Annotated in this window: 18 protein-coding genes; 11 read left to right on the forward strand and 7 right to left on the reverse strand. The window is 43.1% G+C overall.

Going from position 1 to position 18068, the window contains the following annotated elements:
• Window positions 1-7: 7 nt before the first annotated feature.
• Entirely contained in the window at window positions 8-1132 is a 1125-nt protein-coding gene (bchI, locus tag H6G86_RS15310; protein ID WP_190935037.1) for a magnesium chelatase ATPase subunit I, read from the forward strand.
• A 254-nt stretch (window positions 1133-1386) separates the two neighbouring features.
• A complete protein-coding gene (locus tag H6G86_RS15315) occupies window positions 1387-1683 on the forward strand; it encodes a hypothetical protein (RefSeq protein WP_163929427.1) in 297 nt (98 codons plus the stop codon).
• 58 nt (window positions 1684-1741) lie between these two features.
• Here H6G86_RS15315 and H6G86_RS15320 read toward each other — a convergent pair whose 3' ends face one another.
• Window positions 1742-2830 carry a nucleotidyltransferase domain-containing protein gene (locus H6G86_RS15320; RefSeq protein ID WP_190935055.1) on the reverse strand — a complete coding sequence of 363 codons (1089 nt, stop codon included), beginning with the start codon at window positions 2828-2830 and terminating at the stop codon, window positions 1742-1744.
• A 178-nt stretch (window positions 2831-3008) separates the two neighbouring features.
• Complete coding sequence (locus tag H6G86_RS15325) at window positions 3009-3242, reverse strand: Nif11-like leader peptide family natural product precursor (RefSeq protein ID WP_114084257.1); 234 nt, start codon at window positions 3240-3242, stop codon at window positions 3009-3011.
• Between the two features lie 432 nt (window positions 3243-3674).
• On the opposite strand from H6G86_RS15325, the gene rplU reads away from it, so the two are divergent.
• Window positions 3675-4082, forward strand: coding sequence for a 50S ribosomal protein L21 (rplU, locus tag H6G86_RS15330; protein ID WP_190935038.1), 408 nt, complete (start codon window positions 3675-3677; stop codon window positions 4080-4082).
• Window positions 4083-4118: 36 nt separating this feature from the next.
• Window positions 4119-4415 (forward strand): 50S ribosomal protein L27, encoded by a 297-nt coding sequence (gene rpmA / locus H6G86_RS15335; RefSeq protein ID WP_114084255.1) that lies wholly within the window; start codon window positions 4119-4121, stop codon window positions 4413-4415.
• A 342-nt stretch (window positions 4416-4757) separates the two neighbouring features.
• Here rpmA and H6G86_RS39865 read toward each other — a convergent pair whose 3' ends face one another.
• Window positions 4758-4889 carry a hypothetical protein gene (locus tag H6G86_RS39865; protein ID WP_313931046.1) on the reverse strand — a complete coding sequence of 44 codons (132 nt, stop codon included), beginning with the start codon at window positions 4887-4889 and terminating at the stop codon, window positions 4758-4760.
• A 64-nt stretch (window positions 4890-4953) separates the two neighbouring features.
• Here H6G86_RS39865 and H6G86_RS15340 point away from each other — a divergent pair, with 64 nt between their 5' ends.
• The gene (locus tag H6G86_RS15340) at window positions 4954-5670 is read left to right on the forward strand and encodes a molybdopterin-dependent oxidoreductase (protein ID WP_190935039.1); all 717 of its coding nucleotides are present in this window, start codon (window positions 4954-4956) and stop codon (window positions 5668-5670) included.
• A gap of 322 nt (window positions 5671-5992) precedes the next feature.
• Here the strand turns inward: H6G86_RS15340 and H6G86_RS15345 are convergent, their stop codons facing one another.
• Complete coding sequence (locus H6G86_RS15345; protein WP_163929430.1) at window positions 5993-6448, reverse strand: pentapeptide repeat-containing protein; 456 nt, start codon at window positions 6446-6448, stop codon at window positions 5993-5995.
• A gap of 312 nt (window positions 6449-6760) precedes the next feature.
• Window positions 6761-7624, reverse strand: a complete 864-nt coding sequence (locus H6G86_RS15350) for an alpha/beta fold hydrolase (protein ID WP_190935040.1) — start codon at window positions 7622-7624, stop codon at window positions 6761-6763.
• Window positions 7625-7829: 205 nt separating this feature from the next.
• Here H6G86_RS15350 and H6G86_RS15355 point away from each other — a divergent pair, with 205 nt between their 5' ends.
• From H6G86_RS15355 to H6G86_RS15365, 3 genes are all read left to right on the forward strand, one after another.
• The gene (locus H6G86_RS15355) at window positions 7830-8648 is read left to right on the forward strand and encodes a DUF1206 domain-containing protein (protein WP_190935041.1); all 819 of its coding nucleotides are present in this window, start codon (window positions 7830-7832) and stop codon (window positions 8646-8648) included.
• A gap of 195 nt (window positions 8649-8843) precedes the next feature.
• A complete protein-coding gene (locus tag H6G86_RS15360) occupies window positions 8844-9989 on the forward strand; it encodes a glycoside hydrolase family 10-like protein (RefSeq protein ID WP_190935042.1) in 1146 nt (381 codons plus the stop codon).
• A 12-nt stretch (window positions 9990-10001) separates the two neighbouring features.
• Window positions 10002-10433, forward strand: coding sequence for a C6orf136 family protein (locus H6G86_RS15365; protein ID WP_190935043.1), 432 nt, complete (start codon window positions 10002-10004; stop codon window positions 10431-10433).
• Window positions 10434-10570: 137 nt separating this feature from the next.
• Here H6G86_RS15365 and uvrA read toward each other — a convergent pair whose 3' ends face one another.
• Complete coding sequence (gene uvrA, locus H6G86_RS15370) at window positions 10571-13459, reverse strand: excinuclease ABC subunit UvrA (protein WP_190935044.1); 2889 nt, start codon at window positions 13457-13459, stop codon at window positions 10571-10573.
• 182 nt (window positions 13460-13641) lie between these two features.
• On the opposite strand from uvrA, the gene H6G86_RS15375 reads away from it, so the two are divergent.
• Both H6G86_RS15375 and H6G86_RS15380 read left to right on the forward strand, forming a co-directional pair.
• Complete coding sequence (locus H6G86_RS15375; protein WP_190935045.1) at window positions 13642-14409, forward strand: Uma2 family endonuclease; 768 nt, start codon at window positions 13642-13644, stop codon at window positions 14407-14409.
• Window positions 14410-14472: 63 nt separating this feature from the next.
• Window positions 14473-15222: a Uma2 family endonuclease gene (locus H6G86_RS15380; protein ID WP_190935046.1), complete on the forward strand. Its 750-nt coding sequence runs from the start codon at window positions 14473-14475 to the stop codon at window positions 15220-15222.
• 383 nt (window positions 15223-15605) lie between these two features.
• On the opposite strand, the gene H6G86_RS15385 is transcribed toward H6G86_RS15380, so the two are convergent.
• Entirely contained in the window at window positions 15606-17678 is a 2073-nt protein-coding gene (locus tag H6G86_RS15385) for an ATP-binding protein (protein ID WP_199338285.1), read from the reverse strand.
• 206 nt (window positions 17679-17884) lie between these two features.
• On the opposite strand from H6G86_RS15385, the gene H6G86_RS38190 reads away from it, so the two are divergent.
• Window positions 17885-18022: a hypothetical protein gene (locus tag H6G86_RS38190; RefSeq protein ID WP_199338286.1), complete on the forward strand. Its 138-nt coding sequence runs from the start codon at window positions 17885-17887 to the stop codon at window positions 18020-18022.
• Window positions 18023-18068 lie beyond the last annotated feature (46 nt).

Genomic DNA, 18068 nt, shown 5'->3' on the forward strand with positions numbered 1-18068 from the left:
TAATTTAGTGAGTCCAACTGCTCAATCCACGGCAAGTGCGCGTCGCGTGGTATTTCCTTTTACGGCAATTGTGGGCCAGGAAGAAATGAAACTGGCGCTCCTATTGAACGTGATTGACCCCAAAATTGGTGGTGTAATGATCATGGGCGATCGCGGTACCGGTAAATCCACAACTATCCGGGCGCTGGCGGATCTGCTGCCAGAAATTTCTGTGGTTGCCAATGACCCCTTCAGTAGCGATCCTAGCGACCCCGACTTGATGAGCGATGAAGTCCGGCAACTCTTAGAACAAGGGGCGGAAATTCCTGTAGCTCATAAAAAAGTCCAAATGGTAGACCTGCCGCTAGGAGCTACAGAAGACCGAGTTTGTGGCACAATCGACATTGAGAAAGCTTTATCTGAAGGTGTCAAAGCCTTTGAACCAGGACTGCTGGCAAAGGCTAACCGGGGTATTCTCTATGTAGATGAAGTCAACTTACTAGATGACCACCTCGTAGATGTGCTACTAGATTCCGCCGCGAGTGGATGGAACACTGTAGAACGGGAAGGTATTTCTATCCGTCACCCAGCGCGTTTTGTTCTTGTGGGTTCTGGAAACCCGGAAGAAGGCGAACTACGCCCCCAACTGCTTGATCGCTTTGGAATGCACGCAGAAATTCACACCGTAAAAGAACCAGCCTTGCGGGTGCAAATCGTGGAACAACGGGCGGATTTTGACCAAAATCCTCTAGTATTTCTCGAAAGCCATAAAGCCGAGCAAGAAGCATTACAAGAGAAAATTGTCAATGCTCAAAAGCTTTTGCCAGAAGTGAAACTTGACTATGAACTACGGGTAAAAATTTCTGAAGTCTGTTCTGAATTGGATGTAGATGGTTTGCGGGGTGACATTGTTAGTAACCGCGCCGCCAAAGCCTTAACAGCTTATGAAGGACGCACTGAAGTTACAGTTGATGATATCTGCCGTGTGATTACCCTATGCTTGCGTCACAGACTGCGAAAAGACCCCTTAGAATCGATTGATTCTGGCTACAAAGTCGCCAAAGTTTTTAGCCGCGTCTTTGGCGTAGAATTACCAGAAAGTGATGCTGCACAAAAAAACGGCACAGGTCAAAAGTTAGGGGCTAGAAGTTAAAAATTAGGAGTGAGGAGTTAGGAGTTAAAAGTTTTGAATGGAAAGCTGCTTCATTACTAACAACTCTTAACTCAGCACGGGCTAAACCCGGATTTCTCACGGATAGTGTAGGCAGAGGGAGAAGAGGAGTGTGGGAAGTGTGGGGGGTAAGACTTCTTCCCCATCCTCCCACACCTCCCACACCCCTTGTATTTCTCACTTGTGAGAAATCCAGGTAAAGTCGCCGCTACCGCTAACAATATTCAACACTGACTATGAGATTTTGGTCTTTTTGGTTCAACAGCTTTGTTTTATCTAGCCAATACAACCCGCCCAGGTTTGTAGAATTATTGATGCTTTTATTAGCGATCGCTATGCTGGCAATAGCGACTATTTTACCGGACATACCCTATTTAATCTTAGGCTTGAGCTTAGTAGTTGGGGCATCTATTTCTATTTTAGTGCGGGAAGCGATCGCGCCCTCACCCCAGGCGCGAATTACTCAACTAACAGCATCATTATTGCTGATCATCAGCCTCTATGGGTTTGCTGATTTAATGTACAGTATTTAATGGGGAATGGGGAATGGGGAAGAAACTTAATTAACAATGCCCTATGCCCCATGCCCAATCACCAATTCTGCATTTCTACCAATTCCATACACAACTTATTAATTTCCTCTAAATCAGGTTTGTGAGGGAGAGTAGATTGTTCGTAGACAACCTCCATTTCAGCGACTAAATCTTCTGCCATTTTCATAACTTGCTCATAAGAATACTCACCCTTCAAAATAGCTCTTAAATCTTCAACATCACCAGCTATTCTTCTATCTACAATCACTTCACCTTGACGCAATATTTCTACTCCACTGCGTAATAATCTAATGCAGTGCATCCCATGTTTGAGGTCAAAACCTGACTTTCTTTCCATTTCTGCTCTAGCCGGATTTCTATTTTCCTGCCAAGATAAGTAAGCTTTCCATTCTCTCAAAGCTATTTGATAATTTTGGCTTTTTTGAAGTAGGCGGATAAAATCTTTACGGCTATTGGTTAAATTTTGAGTATATTCTAAAGTTTCATCGGGTAAAGTATATTGTTTTAACACTCCTTTAAAATCAATATCTGCCGTCAGCAATTTGTATAATTGTTCCGCTTCTTCCAAAAACTCAATCCGTCCTCTGATTAAGTTATAAAGATACTCCAGAAAAGCATTTAGCTCATCTTTGCTGAGGGGGGCTTCGTCTTCTATGGCGAAGTCAGATGGTATTGGCTTTTTTTGTGGTGGCTTTAACAACCATTTACGATGCGTTTCCATCTTTTTGATTTGAGCAAAGGCATAACCAGTGTAAGTATGTTTTACTTTCTTGCTCAAAAATAGCTGCTTATGATTAATTAAATGCTGTCCGACTGCGCTTACTAAAGGATAGTTATTTAACCAGAGCAATTCTAAAACATTGGGATTCGCGCCGGCTAATAACAGGAGGATTTTTCTTAATTCATATATAACTGTGTCTTTGTTACCATCCAGGAATGAAAATATTCCTGGTTCATCCCAACCAGTATCTTTTTGTTCTATACGATCAAATCCCAAGTAGTACCTTTTGGGCGCGATAAAGACTCCCCGATAATCAAAGTCTGAATCAGGACGATTTAAACCATAGCCGTGGCTACCTGCCAAACCAATTAAAATAGTTCTTTGCTCAACTTCTATTCTTTCCATATCACCTGATGAAAATATAGCCATCCTAACTCACGAGTTAGGCAGGTGGGGAGATGGGAAGCAGAGTTGCTTAATTTCACAGAAATGACCCTAAAGGAGATGATGCAACTGTATCCCCTTTAGGAACAAAACTTGTCAATTCAGTTTTTTCTATACTTTCAGTTTCCTAGAATAGGAATCATCTAGGATTAAGGTGCCGTCTAGTTCCCCATCCTGGATTGACAATGGCGGCTAAATCTTCTTCTGATAACTTGTTGATTTCATTTTCCAGTTCATCAGTTGTGAAGTCATAACCACGCTCTTTAGCAATCTTGATGAAAGCTTGTGGATCAGCTGTTGCTTTAAGCTTTTGCTGCAATGCTTGATCTTTTTTTACGGCTTGAAAAAGTCGGGTAGCATTTTGCTGTGTCATGACAAATCCATCTCCTGTTTTAAATATCAGGTTTGAATGTATGAATTTAATTTTTTTGGTTCACTAAATTCTGTAAAGAACTATTAGATTAAGCGTTGTAAGTTTAATTTTAAAACAAATAAGATAAACGTGTGGATTTTGACAAGAAACTATAAGTTTGAGTCTAAAATATTTCTACTAGTTTATAAAAATCATTCCTAAGATAGAAGCAGTTTTTAAATAAGAAGCATCAATTCTGATTTTTGGGTAAGCGATCGCCATCACGAATTTTGGCAAATGAAAGCTTGACTTAGCACCTGTAGATAAAATAGTATGTTAGATTGTCTGTCTAATTCCTGCTCGGATCAGGTAGACATATTACAAAAGTTGGCAAAAACCTCTCTACACGAGATAAAAACCAGCTACCTGTACGGCAACCTCAAGGACAATTCCATGACTTACGCGATTATTGAAACTGGCGGCAAACAAATACGAGTAGAGCCAGGGCGGTTTTATGACATTGAACTGCTTCCCACCGAACCAGATGAAAAAGTTACAATAGACTCCGTATTACTCGTGCAGCACGATGGCGCAGTCAGCATTGGACAGCCACTAGTAACAGGTGCAACTGTAGAAGGGACTGTAATGCGACATTACAGAGGTCGTAAAGTCTTGGTATACAAGATGAAGCCGAAAAAGAAAACCCGCAAAAAACGGGGGCATCGTCAGGAAATTACCAGACTTATGATTGACTCTATCACCCTTAACGGTGAAGTATTTGTTGCCCAAGGAGAAGCGGAGAAGGAAACCCCCATTTTAGATGAGACTTCTGCTGAAGAAGTTGAAACCGCTGTTGAATAATAAAAAGAAGTAGATACAGATACATAAGAGGAAATCATGGCTCATAAGAAAGGAACGGGTAGTACACGCAACGGTCGTGATTCTAACGCCCAACGTCTGGGTGTCAAGCGTTATGGCGGTCAAGTTGTGCGTGCAGGAAACATTCTCGTGCGTCAGCGCGGTACCAAATTTCACCCTGGTAACAACGTCGGTATTGGTAGCGATGACACTCTATTCGCCTTAATCGACGGTGTTGTAATGTTTGAGAGAAAGGGCAAAACCCGTAAAAAAGTTAGTGTTTATTTACCTATAACTGCTGTTGAAACAGCCCCTGCTGAAGCAGTAGCAAGTTAGAGTTTTAGGGTGGGCACTATTTACCCACCCTAATCGCTAGTTAGCCCTGTTATGATGGTCAGATTTGCAATAAATATTATAAAAGTCGCTTTTTTCCTCTGTTGTCCATAGATTTAGTATCAGGATCATCAAAGCGCAGATATTCTTCACTAACAAAATATTACTCTAGAAAATTGGGTTGTGTAACTTGCTGCTGTAGGCATCGCATATCAAGGCTTAAGCACCAATGTGTTTGTATGTTCCAAAGTTCAGGATAGCCAGCCAGAGATAAGTTTGTTCTGAAACTCTTATATAGGACTTACGCAATAACTCTCTCAAACTTCTATCTAGTTTATACTCCTATCATTCCAGTGCTACTGCTGTCAATCTTAAGTGGTCTGGCGATGTACAAACCTGCCCAACTGCATTGGATTTCTGGGCTGTTTGGTAGTTGGCAAACTCTACGCACTGTTCACACTGTTTACAATTGCTCATTCCTTACTTGTCCTGAAGCTAGGAAGCATCCGTCTAGTTAAGTCTATGTTTCTGTAGAGGTAATATGAGTCTGATTCTTCCCAAACGCACCTTATCCCGTCGCCAATTACTGCAACTATCTGGACTTTCAGGGGTAGGCTTTCTTTTAGGTGGCTGTGGGACAAATTTGTTCTCAGATAATCTGCGCCAAATATCTGAGCCACTAAACCAACGTCTAGAAGCACTACTGTTAAGTCAGAAAGCAGTTCCAGAATTTCCTGTTAGTGCCATAGAAGCAGACAAATTGCTAATCAATTCCTTTGACTTCACGCCGCAAATTGATCCGGCGCAGTTTCGCCTGAAGATTGATGGCGAGGTTAGTAACCCGATGCAATTGAGTATGGGGGATATTGAAAAACTTCCCTTGACTTCAATGGTAATTCGCCATGTCTGTGTTGAAGGCTGGGCTGCGATCGTTCAATGGGGAGGCGTGCGATTGCGAGATTTAGTAGCGCTGGTACAGCCAAAGTCAAACGTCCGCTATGTCTACTTTAAATCTGCTGATGGCTACTATGAAAGCTGGGATCTTTCCTCTGCTGTACATCCCCAAACCCTGATGGCTTATCAAAAGAATGGGCAACCATTATCAGTTGATAATGGTGCGCCTATGCGCCTAGCATCCCCAATTAAACTGGGTTATAAGCAAAGCAAGTGGGTGACTCAAATTACATTCGTCAGCAATTTGTTACCTCTTAAAGGCTATTGGGAGGATCAGGGCTATGAGTGGTTTGCAGGGCTATAGTCAGCGAAACAGTGCTGAGTAAAGAAGTGGGAATTTGAGATTGCCACGGTGCGATAATCGCTTTCATCCTCACTTTCCGAATTTGATAGTGAGTTTTTCTCGTAGGAACTAGCATCATTGATTATGTGCTTTCAAAATAGCACCAAGACAAGATTGGCTCAATCCCAATAAGAAACCCCCTCTGCTTGCGTCATAGTAAAGTGATTACAAGCAAGAGGGGTTTCATTTTTTATTTTTGTATAGGCAGATTTTAAAGATAATGCTGGCAAAAAACCAGTTTCTCTGATGTTGTGTTTATTTTCACCTGCCTACTCAGTTCAGCCTATTTCCAATCGGGAATTTCGGCATCTTCTCCACCAATCCCGATTCCAGTGTTAAATATTTCGGCATCAGTGAGATTTAGATCATTCATTGATGCTTTATACACATTAGAATCGTGAATCGTAGCGCGGGTAAAATTTACTCCGTTAAGATTGGTTTGCTTCAAATTAACATTGCTTACATAAGCTGATGTTAGGTTAGCACCTGCTAAATTAGCACCTGTTAAGTCAGCACCTTCGAGGTTAGCCCCTACAAGGTTTGCTCCTTCGAGCTTCGAGCCTCTCAAGTCAGCACCAATTAAATGAGCGCCACTGAGGTTAGCTCCCGACAAATTACACTGGATACATTCCCCAGTTGAAAGCAGCTTTTGTAAATCCTGCGGATTTTCCGCTCTAACCGAGCTAGCGAAAAATAGGGGAGTTGCTAAGGCCATGGCCGCTAATAGCTGGAGTTTCATATATTTTCCCCCTTAATAATCAAGTTGCGTCCGTTCTGTCCCTCACAACTCTATTATCTCACTAAACTTCGTGAGGTCAATGTATACTATGCCTTAACAAGTTGGTTATGATATGAACTTGCTATAATAGCGAGATAAAAAATTCGATATATCCTGTTTCTGGTCGATTTTTACCCGATAAACCCTAAAAAGCTGCCAGTGTTAAATCTCTGTTAAATCTTTTTAAAGGCTTGCACTGCTTGGCATAATTTGGCGTTTTGATAAGTATTTATACTTTATCAATTGATTTGATCGCAAACTCGCAAATTAGGTTCAGTCTATTAGAAATTCTCGCATATACTGATTGACTAATTCAGGCTGTTCTTGCTGCACCCAATGACCACAATTAGGAATGTACTTGATTTGAAAGTTTCGGACATAAGCTGCGGTGTCGTAGGTTAGTTCCTTGCCAAGTGCAGTGTCATTTTCTCCCCAAATCATCAGTGTTGGCACTTCCAAAACGCCCCAATTTGGATTTAGCATTTTCTGCTGAAAAATATTGCGGTAATAGTTCAACATTGCTGTCAGGGCACCGCGTTTTGCCGCAGCATTTTTATATGCGTCAATATCGGCTTTGGTGAAAGCACTCTTGTTAACTGCTGTACCTTTAAAAGCTGTTTCAATAGCTTGGTAGTCGGAAGATTGTAAAAGTAATTCTGGTATCCACGGTAGTTGAAAGAGAAATATATAGTTGCTACGTAGCAACTGTTGGGGAGTGCGTAACCCTTGGGCAAATTTGGCAGGATGAGGCAGGTTAAGAATAATTAATTGTTCTAACATTTCGGGGTGAGTGTATGCAAAATTCCAAGCGATCGCACCACCCCAATCATGTCCAACTAATACACACTTTTGGTATCCTAATCCTTTGATTACTCCCTCAACATCTTTGATAAACTCATCCATTACATAAGCTGATTGCTCATTTGGTTTATCACTATCGTTGTAGCCACGCAAGTCAAGGGCGACGACTTTAAAATCTTGGGCAAATTCTGGTATTTGATGCCGCCAAGAGTACCAAAACTCTGGAAACCCATGCAACATCAACATTAATGGCCCTTCACCTTGGGTAACGTAGTGTAGTTTTACCCCATTGGTAATTATATATTCGTGTTTCCAAGAGGTTTCTATTAGAGACATAATTAATCCAAATTCAGCATTAAAAAATACTAAATAATAATACTGTACTTAATAACTTTAATATTATTTTGAGGAGTCTTACATCTATTAAAAGACAGTATTACGATAATAATTTTTTGCAAAAATATTAGATAATTTGCCCTGGGGTAGATGTAAATTGTGGGTAAATTTTGGTAAAAAATAGATATAATTCTCCCCAACTACTATGACACAACAGTTGACAAACCATGCTTCATTATGGGTTGAGCGACTGGGACGATTTGGCTATGTTTCCAAGGGAGTAGTTTACGGTATAGTTGGACTACTGGCAGCACAGACGGCTTTTGGCAACGGTGGTAAAACAACTGATACCCAAGGCGCTCTCCAAACAATCGTTAACCAGCCATTTGGTAAATTTTTGCTGGCTTTAGTTGCAATTGGCTTGATTGGATACGTAATCTGGCGTTTTGTACAGGCAATTAAAGACCCAGAAAATAAAGGTAATGATGCCAAAGGTTTGGCAGTGCGAATTGGGTACGCAGTTAATGGCTTGATTTATGCAAGTTTAGCCTTAAGTGCTGTGCAAATTGTTATGGGTACAGGCGGCGGTAAAAATAGTAGTGATTCTACTGAAGCTTCGACAGCACGTTTGCTTTCTCAACCCTTTGGTGAATGGTTAGTTGGAACTGTGGGGGTGTTTGTAATTGCTCTAGGCTTCTATCAGTTTTATCAAGCTTTTAGTGGTAAATTTCGTAAAGAACTCAATTTAAATGAGTTAAGCAACACAGAAGCCCAATGGATAATGAGGATTTCCAGATTTGGTTTAGCGGCACGGGGCATAGTATTTTGTATTATCGGCTGGTTTTTAATCGAAGCTGCTAGGCAATCGAACGCAGCTACCGCAGAAGGTTTGGATGAAGTATTACAGACGCTAGCGCAACAGCCTTATGGAGCATGGCTTTTGGGTATTGTGGCGTTAGGTTTGGTTGCCTATGGAATTTACACAATAATACAGGCGCGGTATCGTCGGCTAGTCAATGTTTAGATGCTGCGTGCCGAGAATTTTAATTTATCAAACAGAATTCAGAATTCAGGAGTCAGAATGGGCTAAACCTTAGCTATCCGCTAACAGAATTAATTCTGTACGATTGGTGGACGAATAATCGGGTTAAAAACCCCTACAAAACAAGAAAATTTGGCCCACTAATTGATTCTGACTCCTGAATTCTTCTTCAAAGAAATGGCAATAATAGAAACCCGTGGTATTTGGCTGACCACTACTGATAGTAAAGTTCTCAGGTCAAAGGAACGCATTGCCGAGGCGATGGATTTTCTGGCCGAAACAGGATTTAATGTGGTGTTTCCCGTTGTTTGGAATAAGGCGGTAACTCTGTATCCCAGCCAAACAATGCAGCAAATTTTTGGGGTTGAAATTGACCATCTGTCTGTAGGTCGCGACCCTTTAGAAGAGGTGGTAGTTGAGGCGCGGCGAGTTGGGTTGAAAGTCATTCCTTGGTTTGAATACGGTTTTGCCAGTTCCTATAATTTGAATGGTGGTGTACTTTTACAGAAAAAACCGGAATGGGCTGCGCGTGACTGTAACGGTAACTTACTGAAGAAAAACGGCTTTGAGTGGTTGAATGCACTCGACTCACAGGTGCAGGAATTCTTGTTAAACTTGGTGCTGGAAGTTGCGAATAATTATGATGTGGATGGTATCCAAGGAGACGATCGCTTGCCAGCATTCCCCTGTGAAGGTGGCTATGATGAGGGAACTGTCAGCCGCTATCACCAAGAATTCGATCGCAATCCACCAAAGAACCCCAAGGATAGGCAATGGTTACAGTGGCGTGCAGATATTCTCACTGACTTCTTGGCGCGTCTCTACGGAGAGGTGAAAGCGGTGAATCCTAATTTATTAGTTGCGATCGCACCTAATATCCATGATTGGGCATTCCAGGAATATCTGCAAGACTCACCCGCATGGCTGAAGCGAGGAATAGTCGATATGATTCAGCCGCAGATTTATCGCCGTGACTTTAGGAGTTACGCTGCGATCGCTGATAAACTAGTAAACCAGCAGTTCACAGATGCGACGTTGCCGAAGTTAGCACCGGGAATACTGATGAAACTTGGTTCTTACTGTATTACTCCAGAATATCTGGTGCAGGCAATTGAATACAATCGTCAACTTGGTATTCAAGGAGAGGTATTCTTTTTTTACGAAGGTTTGCGCGAAAATAACAATACCCTAGCTAAAGTTTTACGAAATGGGCCCTATGCTAAGTCTGCATCATTTCCCATTCTGTCAGATTTGAGTGCGGGTGGTGTGATTAACAAGAGTACATCTTCTATTTGGCAACGGTTGTTAAAAAAGATTTTTTAAGGAAAAATACGCGTGGAATCTCAATTATCGGTGGAACAGGTAATTAAAACTTTAAAAGAAGATTTGCCAACGCTTTTTGAAAAAGATATTTCATATCAAATTTATACAGATGATATCTACTTTAAAGACCCAGTAAATACATTCAAATACAAATTTAACTATCGCATTATATTTTGGACTTTGCGATTTCACGCTCGGCTCTTTTTTACCCAAATTTACTTTGATGTGCATGAGGTTTATCAGTCAGCCGAAGACACGATTTTAGCAAAGTGGACAGTCCGGGGAGTGTTGCGAGTTCCCTGGAAAGCAGGTTTGCTTTTTAATGGTTATTCAACTTATAAACTAAACCAAGATAATTTGATATATGAGCATATTGACACTTGGGATAGAAAGCCAGGGGAGATTTTAAAACAGTTTTGGCAAAGGGGAGATACGGCTAATTAGCTGTTTTGCTTAGGTAATGCACATTTAACTCACCTATACTGCAATACAACATTCAAAAATTCAAAATTCTCAAACTAGGCAGAAAAATTAGAGATAAGATTCTCTAGTTTTATGTAATGCAAGTTACTTACAAAAGACTAAGATTTCACCGCCGGATACTGCTTCAACACCTGCTTTAAATATTGCCCAGTATAAGACCTGGGATTTTTTGCAACTTCCTCCGGTGTCCCCACAGCAATCAATTCTCCCCCTTTGTCGCCACCCTCTGGCCCCAAATCTATTACCCAATCAGAACAACGAATTACATCTAAGTTGTGTTCAATTACTAAAATTGAATTGCCTTTATCTACCAATCTTTGCAAGACATCCAATAATTTGTGGACATCGTAAAAAGATAACCCTGTTGTCGGTTCATCGATTAAATAAAGTGTTTTACCTGTAGCGCGTCGAGATAGTTCTGTTGCCAATTTAACCCGTTGCGCTTCACCACCAGATAAGGTAGTCGCAGGTTGTCCTAGTTGGACATAACCCAAGCCGACATCAAATAAAGTTTGCAAACGCGCGATCGCTTTGGGAATATTCTGGAAAAAGTCCAAACTTTCTTCAACTGTCATTCTCAGTACATCAGAAATCGACTTATCTTTATACTTCACTTGCAAAGTTTCGCGGTTGTATCTTGCACCTTTACAAATTTCGCATTGCACGTAAACATCCGGGAGAAAGTTCATTTCAATCACATTCACACCCTGTCCGCTACAAGCTTCGCAACGTCCACCTTTAACGTTGAAAGAAAATTGTCCAGGTTTGTAACCCCTAGCTTTGGCTTCTACTGTTTGGGAAAAGACATCCCGAATGGCATCGAAAATTCCTGTGTAAGTTGCAGGATTAGAACGTGGTGTGCGTCCAATGGGAGATTGATCGATAACGATCGCTTTATCAATCGCATTTAATCCCTGGATTTTATCCAAATGTCTCGGTAAAGGAACTTTCTTAGTTAAATGGTGTTGCAGAGATGGGTACAGTAATTCGTTAATCAGCGTAGATTTGCCAGAACCAGACACACCAGTAATCGAGACGAGTTTACCTAGCGGAATGTCTACATCTATATTTTGTAAATTGTTGCGATGGGCATTTTTAATTCCCAAACTGCGCCCATTTCCTTCTCGGCGTTCTGCTGGTGTGTTAATTACTCGCCTTCCTGATAAATATGCACCCGTCAAGGAATCTTCTGCTGCTAATAACGCCTCAAAATCACCTTGGGCGATAATATTTCCGCCGTGGATTCCTGCACCAGGGCCAATATCAACAATGTGGTTGGCTGCACGAATTGTTTCTTCATCGTGTTCAACGACAATTAATGTATTACCCAAATCGCGCAATTTCGTTAAAGTTTTGAGCAACCTGCCATTATCTCGTTGATGCAAACCAATACTCGGTTCATCTAAAACATAGAGAACTCCCGTTAATCCAGAACCAATTTGCGTTGCTAGACGAATTCGTTGGGCTTCGCCACCGGAAAGGGTCATGGCGGGACGATCAAGGGTGAGATAATCTAAACCTACATCTAACAAAAATTGCAATCTGGCTTTGATTTCTCGCAGGACTAAATCAGCAATTTGTAACTGGCGATCGCTCAACTTGAATTGCTCAATTCTCTCCCGACAATCCCGAATTGATACGGTAGTCAATTCTAAAATTCCATATTGTCCTAATTTCACCGCCAAGGCTTCCGGTTTTAACCGTTTTCCCTTACAAACTTCACACGGTTGATCGATTAAATACTGCTCTAATTTTTGTTTAATTAATTCCGAACCACCCTCATACTGTCGTTGCAAAATTGGAATAGCACCTTTAAAACTCTGCTTTCTCTGTGCTTCTGCGGCTCGTTCATCTTTCTCGCCATACAGAAGAATTTGCTGCTGTTCTTCTGTCAGCTTACCCCAATTTGTCTGTAACTCAAATCCATAAATCTGCCCCACACTATAGAGTAATTCCAAGTAATAAGAATTATCTTTTTCTGACCAAGGCGCGATCGCAGCGTAAACTGGCGCTTCCCAGTCGGGTACTATCAAGTCTGGCGCAAATCTTCTTAAAGTCCCAATTCCGTGACAGTGGGGACAAGCACCATAAGGTGAGTTAAACGAAAACAATCGCGGTGATAGTTCCTCCATTACCGCGCCATGTTCTGGACAGGCAAAATTTTCCGAAAATACTAATTCTTCTTCTTTTTCTTGTCCGTCGTCACCAAGCAGACTCACCAGAATGGCTGCAATCCCACCCGATTGCTTGAGACACGTAGACAGGGAATCAACCAAACGCTCCTGGATATCAGCCTTTTTCACCAAGCGGTCAATTACCACTTCGATGGTGTGGGTAAAGTTTTTATCCAATTCAATGGAATCTGACAGTTCGCGGATCTCGCCATTGATCCGCACGCGGACAAAACCTTGAGATGCCAGACTTGACAAAAGCTTACGATGTGTGCCTTTTTTGCCCCGGACAACGGGTGCAAGAATTTGGAAGCGGGTGCGATCTGGTAATTCCATGATGCGATCGCACATCTCATCGATTGTCTGGGGTGCAATACAGCGATCGCATATCGGACAATGGGGTTCGCCAGCCCGACCAAATAACAGCCGCAAATAGTCGTAAATTTCCGTCACTGTCCCCACAGTAGAACGGGGGTTATGAGACGTTGACTTTTGGTCAATGGAAATTGCTGGACTTAAGCCTTCAATGGCTTCCACATCCGGCTTATCCAGTTGTCCAAGAAATTGCCGTGCGTAGGCGCTGAGGGATTCCACATAGCGACGTTGCCCTTCAGCGAAAATAGTATCAAAGGCTAGGGAAGACTTACCAGAACCAGAAACGCCAGTGAATACGATTAGGCGATCGCGTGGCAATTCCAAGTCAATATTTTTCAGATTATGCTGCCTAGCACCCCGAATCCGAATGGTATTCTGGCTGTTGTGGCTGGGGTAGGGAAGATGGCCATTCAAGGATGCTGCTAGCTGTTGGTCTGACATATTGGGCGGCAAAGAAGGAGTTTCTTATGAAACAGTCCTTAATAATACTATCTTTAATCGGTTTATTGTAGAACAATAGTACTGTTTTAGTTAGTTATCATTCCAGATTCATGCCGCAGACATACTTAAGAGTCTGCTAATTTGGAAGCATCACGATTAAATATCCTTCTGAGGGCGAAGCTATGGTATCGCAAATCCAACCGCCGACCCAGCCAGAGGTCATCTACCCAGATAGTGACGGACAACCAGTGGCAAATAATACCATACAGTTTGGCTGGATTGTAGAAATTAAGCAGAATCTAGATTGGCTATTTGCTGACGATCCAAATGTATTTGTCGCCGGGGATTTGTTTTGGTATCCGGTAGAAGGACGCAACAAAATTGTTAACGCTCCAGATGTGATGGTGGTATTGGGTAGACCAAAGGGCAATCGCTTATGCTACCAACAATGGAAAGAGGAGGGAATTGCACCGCAAGTGGTGTTTGAAATTCTTTCTCCGAGCAACACCCAAACTGAAATGGACAAAAAATTACTTTTCTACGATCGCTATGGCGTAGAAGAGTACTATATTTACGATCCTGAAAAAAATAATTTGTGTGGATGGTTGCGTAGCGAAGACGGTTTAGATGTCATCCCCCAAATGGAAGATTGGGTGAGTCCCCGTTTAAAAATTCGGTTTGCTTTATCAACAGAGGGCTTACAGTTATATCGCCCTGATGGAGAACGATTTTTAACTTATACAGAAATTTCTCGCAACGCCGAGCAAGAACGACAACGGGCTGAACAAGAACACCAACGAGCAGAACAAGAACGACAACGGGCTGAACTTGCAGAACAAGCTAGAAGAGATGCCATACCCCGATTATTGCAAATGAATTTGAGCATCGAACAGATTGCCCAAGCTTTGGGATTGTCAGTAGAAGAAGTGCAAACCCTTGCTCAGGAGTAACGCCGTGTACAATTTTTTAATCGGGCTATTAGAAATTGAATTTGTACTTGAGATATTCTGATCATGCTAGCCAATGCAGCCACTCATAATGTCACCTGGGAAAAGTTACCTGATGATTTTGTTTTAGACAACGAACCAGTAGATAACATTAATCAACCACTCTTGGCTGCTGCTTTAACAGAAAGCTTGGAACTTGCTGGCAGATTACCCACCAATGCTTTAACCATCACTAATTATGGTATCTGTGCCACTTTGAATAATCGATTTGTCGTCAAAGCACCAGATTGGGGTTACGTACCATCTATTCGAGTCTCACGAGAAGAAGTGAAGCGCAGTTATACCCCAAGACTCCAAGGTGATATTCCCGTAATTGTGATGGAATTTCTCTCAGATACCGAAGGTGGAGAGTATTCGAGTAAACCGACCTATCCCCCTGGTAAATGGTTTTATTATGAGCAGATTTTACAAGTGCCAAACTATGCCATTTTTGAACCAGATGGCGGAGTCTTAGAAGTTTATCGGCGAGATAATTTAGGAAATTATGAATTGCAAACACCGGATGCAAATAATCGTCACTGGATTGCGGAAATGAACTTGTTTTTAGGTGTATGGGAAGGAAGCCGAGAAAACCGCACAGGTTATTGGTTACGTTGGTGGGATGATAATGGCGAATTATTACTGTGGGGTTTGGAGTTAGCAGCAAAAGAACGGCAAGAGAAAAACGCCGTTCAACAGCGTGCAGAACAAGAAAGTCAGCGTGCAGAGAGATTAGCCGCTCAGTTAAAAGCGCTGGGAGTGGAACCGGAAGTTTAACTCGGAACTTCGACCTTTTTACTCGGCCATTGGTGTTCGGAACTCGAAACTTCGACCTTTTTGCTCGGTCATTAGTGTTCGGAACTCAAAACTTCGACCTTTTTGCTCGGTCATTGGTGTTCGGAACTCGGAACTTCGACCTTTTTACTCGGTCATTGGTGTTCGGAACTCGGAACTTCGACCTTTTTACTCGGTCATTGGTGTTCGGAACTCGGAACTTCGACCTTTTTACTCGGCCATTTGTGTTCGGAACTTGAAACACCGAGTTCAGAACCTCAGTTTATCTGGTTTTTGGCTGAACTGAACCGTATTACAACAACTCCGAATTAAAACTCGAAATATAATTTTTTTTGTGAAGGAAAGCCTCGTGTAACGGCAAGCCGTTAAGTTCGTTTAGCCAAATCGGCAACTATTGCACGCAGTTGAACCAGATCACAGGGTTTAGCTATGTGCATTTGAAACCCAGCGTCGATCGCCCGTTGTTGTTCTGCTTTACTGGCATAGCCCGTCAGCGCGATCGCCGGAATTTGTCCTCCGGCTGCCGCACTGAGCGATCGCACCTGTTGAATCAGGAAGTAGCCATCTTCATCAGGCAAGCCGAGATCAGAAATCAGCACATCATAGCGGTTAGGGCTTTCGTTGAGCGCAGAGAGGGCTGCTCTGGCAGTCGTTACGGCCAGCACCTCTGCCCCGTAAGTTTCTAGCATCAACTGCAAGGGTAAAAGCACATCGACCTGATCATCCACCACTAGGATCTGCAAGCCTTCTAGAGAGGGGAGATTTTGCGAAGCGTCCAAAGATGTTTCTACCGTCGGTTCGACAATCGGCGTTGCGGTTGGGGGCGGGACGTATAAAGGCAACCGCACGGTCAGTGTGGCACCTTGTCCTTCGCCCGGACTTTCTGCCAGAACAGTGCCACCATGCAGCTCGATGAGATACCGCACGATCGCCAAGCCCAATCCTAGCCCTTGCTTGGTTTTGGTTGTACCGGAATCGCCCTGATAGAACCGCTCGAAAATATGTGGCAATAAATCTGCTGGAATACCAATTCCGGTGTCACTGACTTGAATTTGCGCCTGGTTGTCAACCTGTGACAGCGTGATGTCTACTCGTCCACCCGCAGGCGTAAACTTGATCGCATTCGAGAGCAGGTTCCCCAGCACTTGCTGCAAGCGTTCGGCATCTCCCAGCACGGTGATCGAACTCAACGATGACACTAACTGAATATTTTTTGTCACCGCCGATAAGTTAACGCTATCGAGAACAGCTTGAACCAATAAGCTCAAGTCGATTGGGTGGCTATTCAATTGCAACTTGCCACCCGCAATCCGAGAGGCATCCAGAATATCTTCAATTAGGTAATTGAGTAGCCTACCGTTCTGCTCAAAGGCTTCTAAGGCTTGATCGACTGTTGCCTCGTCGCAGTTGCGGCTGCGGAGCAGTTGCACCCATCCCAGCAGCGAGGAGAGAGGATTTCGCAGTTCATGGGACAGATTTGAGAGAAATTGATCTTTGGCACGACTGGCTGCTTCAGCCTGCTGGCGCGCTGTGCGCTCGGTAACATCTAAGATCGCTAGCAAAATCATGTCTGTGTTGTCTTCTCGGTGCAGTTTGCACGCATTGAGCAGCATGTTTTTATGCCCAATCTGCTCGAAATCATGATTGACCTCAAAATCCTGCACCACAAGCCCATCCGCCAGAATACCGTTCAATATTGATCGCAGTTCGGGAATATCCCACTGCCCATTGCCTAATTCAAACAGCAACGTATGGATGGTTTCAGCTTCAGAAACCTGAAATGTCTGGTAAAACGATCGATTTGCGGCATTCACCCGTAAATCAGCGTCCAGCACAACTAGCGGGATTTGCACCGTCTCAATGATGGTTTCTGCATAGTTGCGAGCGCTCTCTAGGCTGGCGGTGTAGCGTTTGAGGGCATCAATATCCTGTAGCACTATTGTCACACCGTCAATTTGGTTTCCAGTAGTGCGATAGGGTCGAATGCGGATGTTATACCAGTATCCGGCTTCTGTTTGGATCTCCTGTTCTTTTGTATTGAGGGTCTCCAACACCTCCAAAATCATCGGTTCTAGCTGGGAAACGTCAAAATTACCATGCAGGTCAGTGAAGGGTCGTCCGATATCGGTGGGGATGAAATTGAACAGTCGCTGGGCGGTTGGTGTAAAGCGGCGAATCCTTAAGTCATTCGTCAGCATCACAATCGGGATATTAATGCTGGCGATAAAGTTGTTAAGATCACTATTGTCTCGATTTTGTTGCAGATTCCGACTCCGCAGTTCTTCATTGGTCGTCGAGAGTTCTTCATTGGTGGCTTGAATTTCTTCCTTCGCCGTTTGCAGTTCTTCATTCGTGCTTTGCAGTTCCTCATTGCTCGATAGGATCTCTTCATTTGCTATGCGTAAGTTTTGGTTGAGTTGGTTTTGCTCCTGAATCACCGCTTGCAGATGCGCTTGGGCCGAGAGTTCGCGTTGGGTGGCGGCAGACAGCGCCTGACGAAGCGTTACAAGCTCACGCGCTAAGTCCGCTGGGTCTAAGTTTTCTACCGTTACGGGACTGGTGAACGTGTTAGAGGCAGGGGCAGAGGGCGAGATGGGATTAAAAAGCACCAAAAAATAGAGTGTGTTCGTCAGGGCTGGGCGAAATGGCAGCACCTCCAGATTCAGCCTTGATCTCTCACCCTGTTCCATTTGAATGTCTTCCTGCCGCACCAGCACTTTCTCTGTCTGAGCCTGATACAGGGCGGTGCGAAGGGGTGTTACCAGCCCTTCGCGTGCCATAGACAGCAGGTTTAGCTCCGTGGTGCTAGGGGTCAACTTCAGGTAAAG

The sequence above is a fragment of the Nostoc sp. FACHB-133 genome, from assembly GCF_014698055.1.
Taxonomy (GTDB): domain Bacteria; phylum Cyanobacteriota; class Cyanobacteriia; order Cyanobacteriales; family Nostocaceae; genus Nostoc.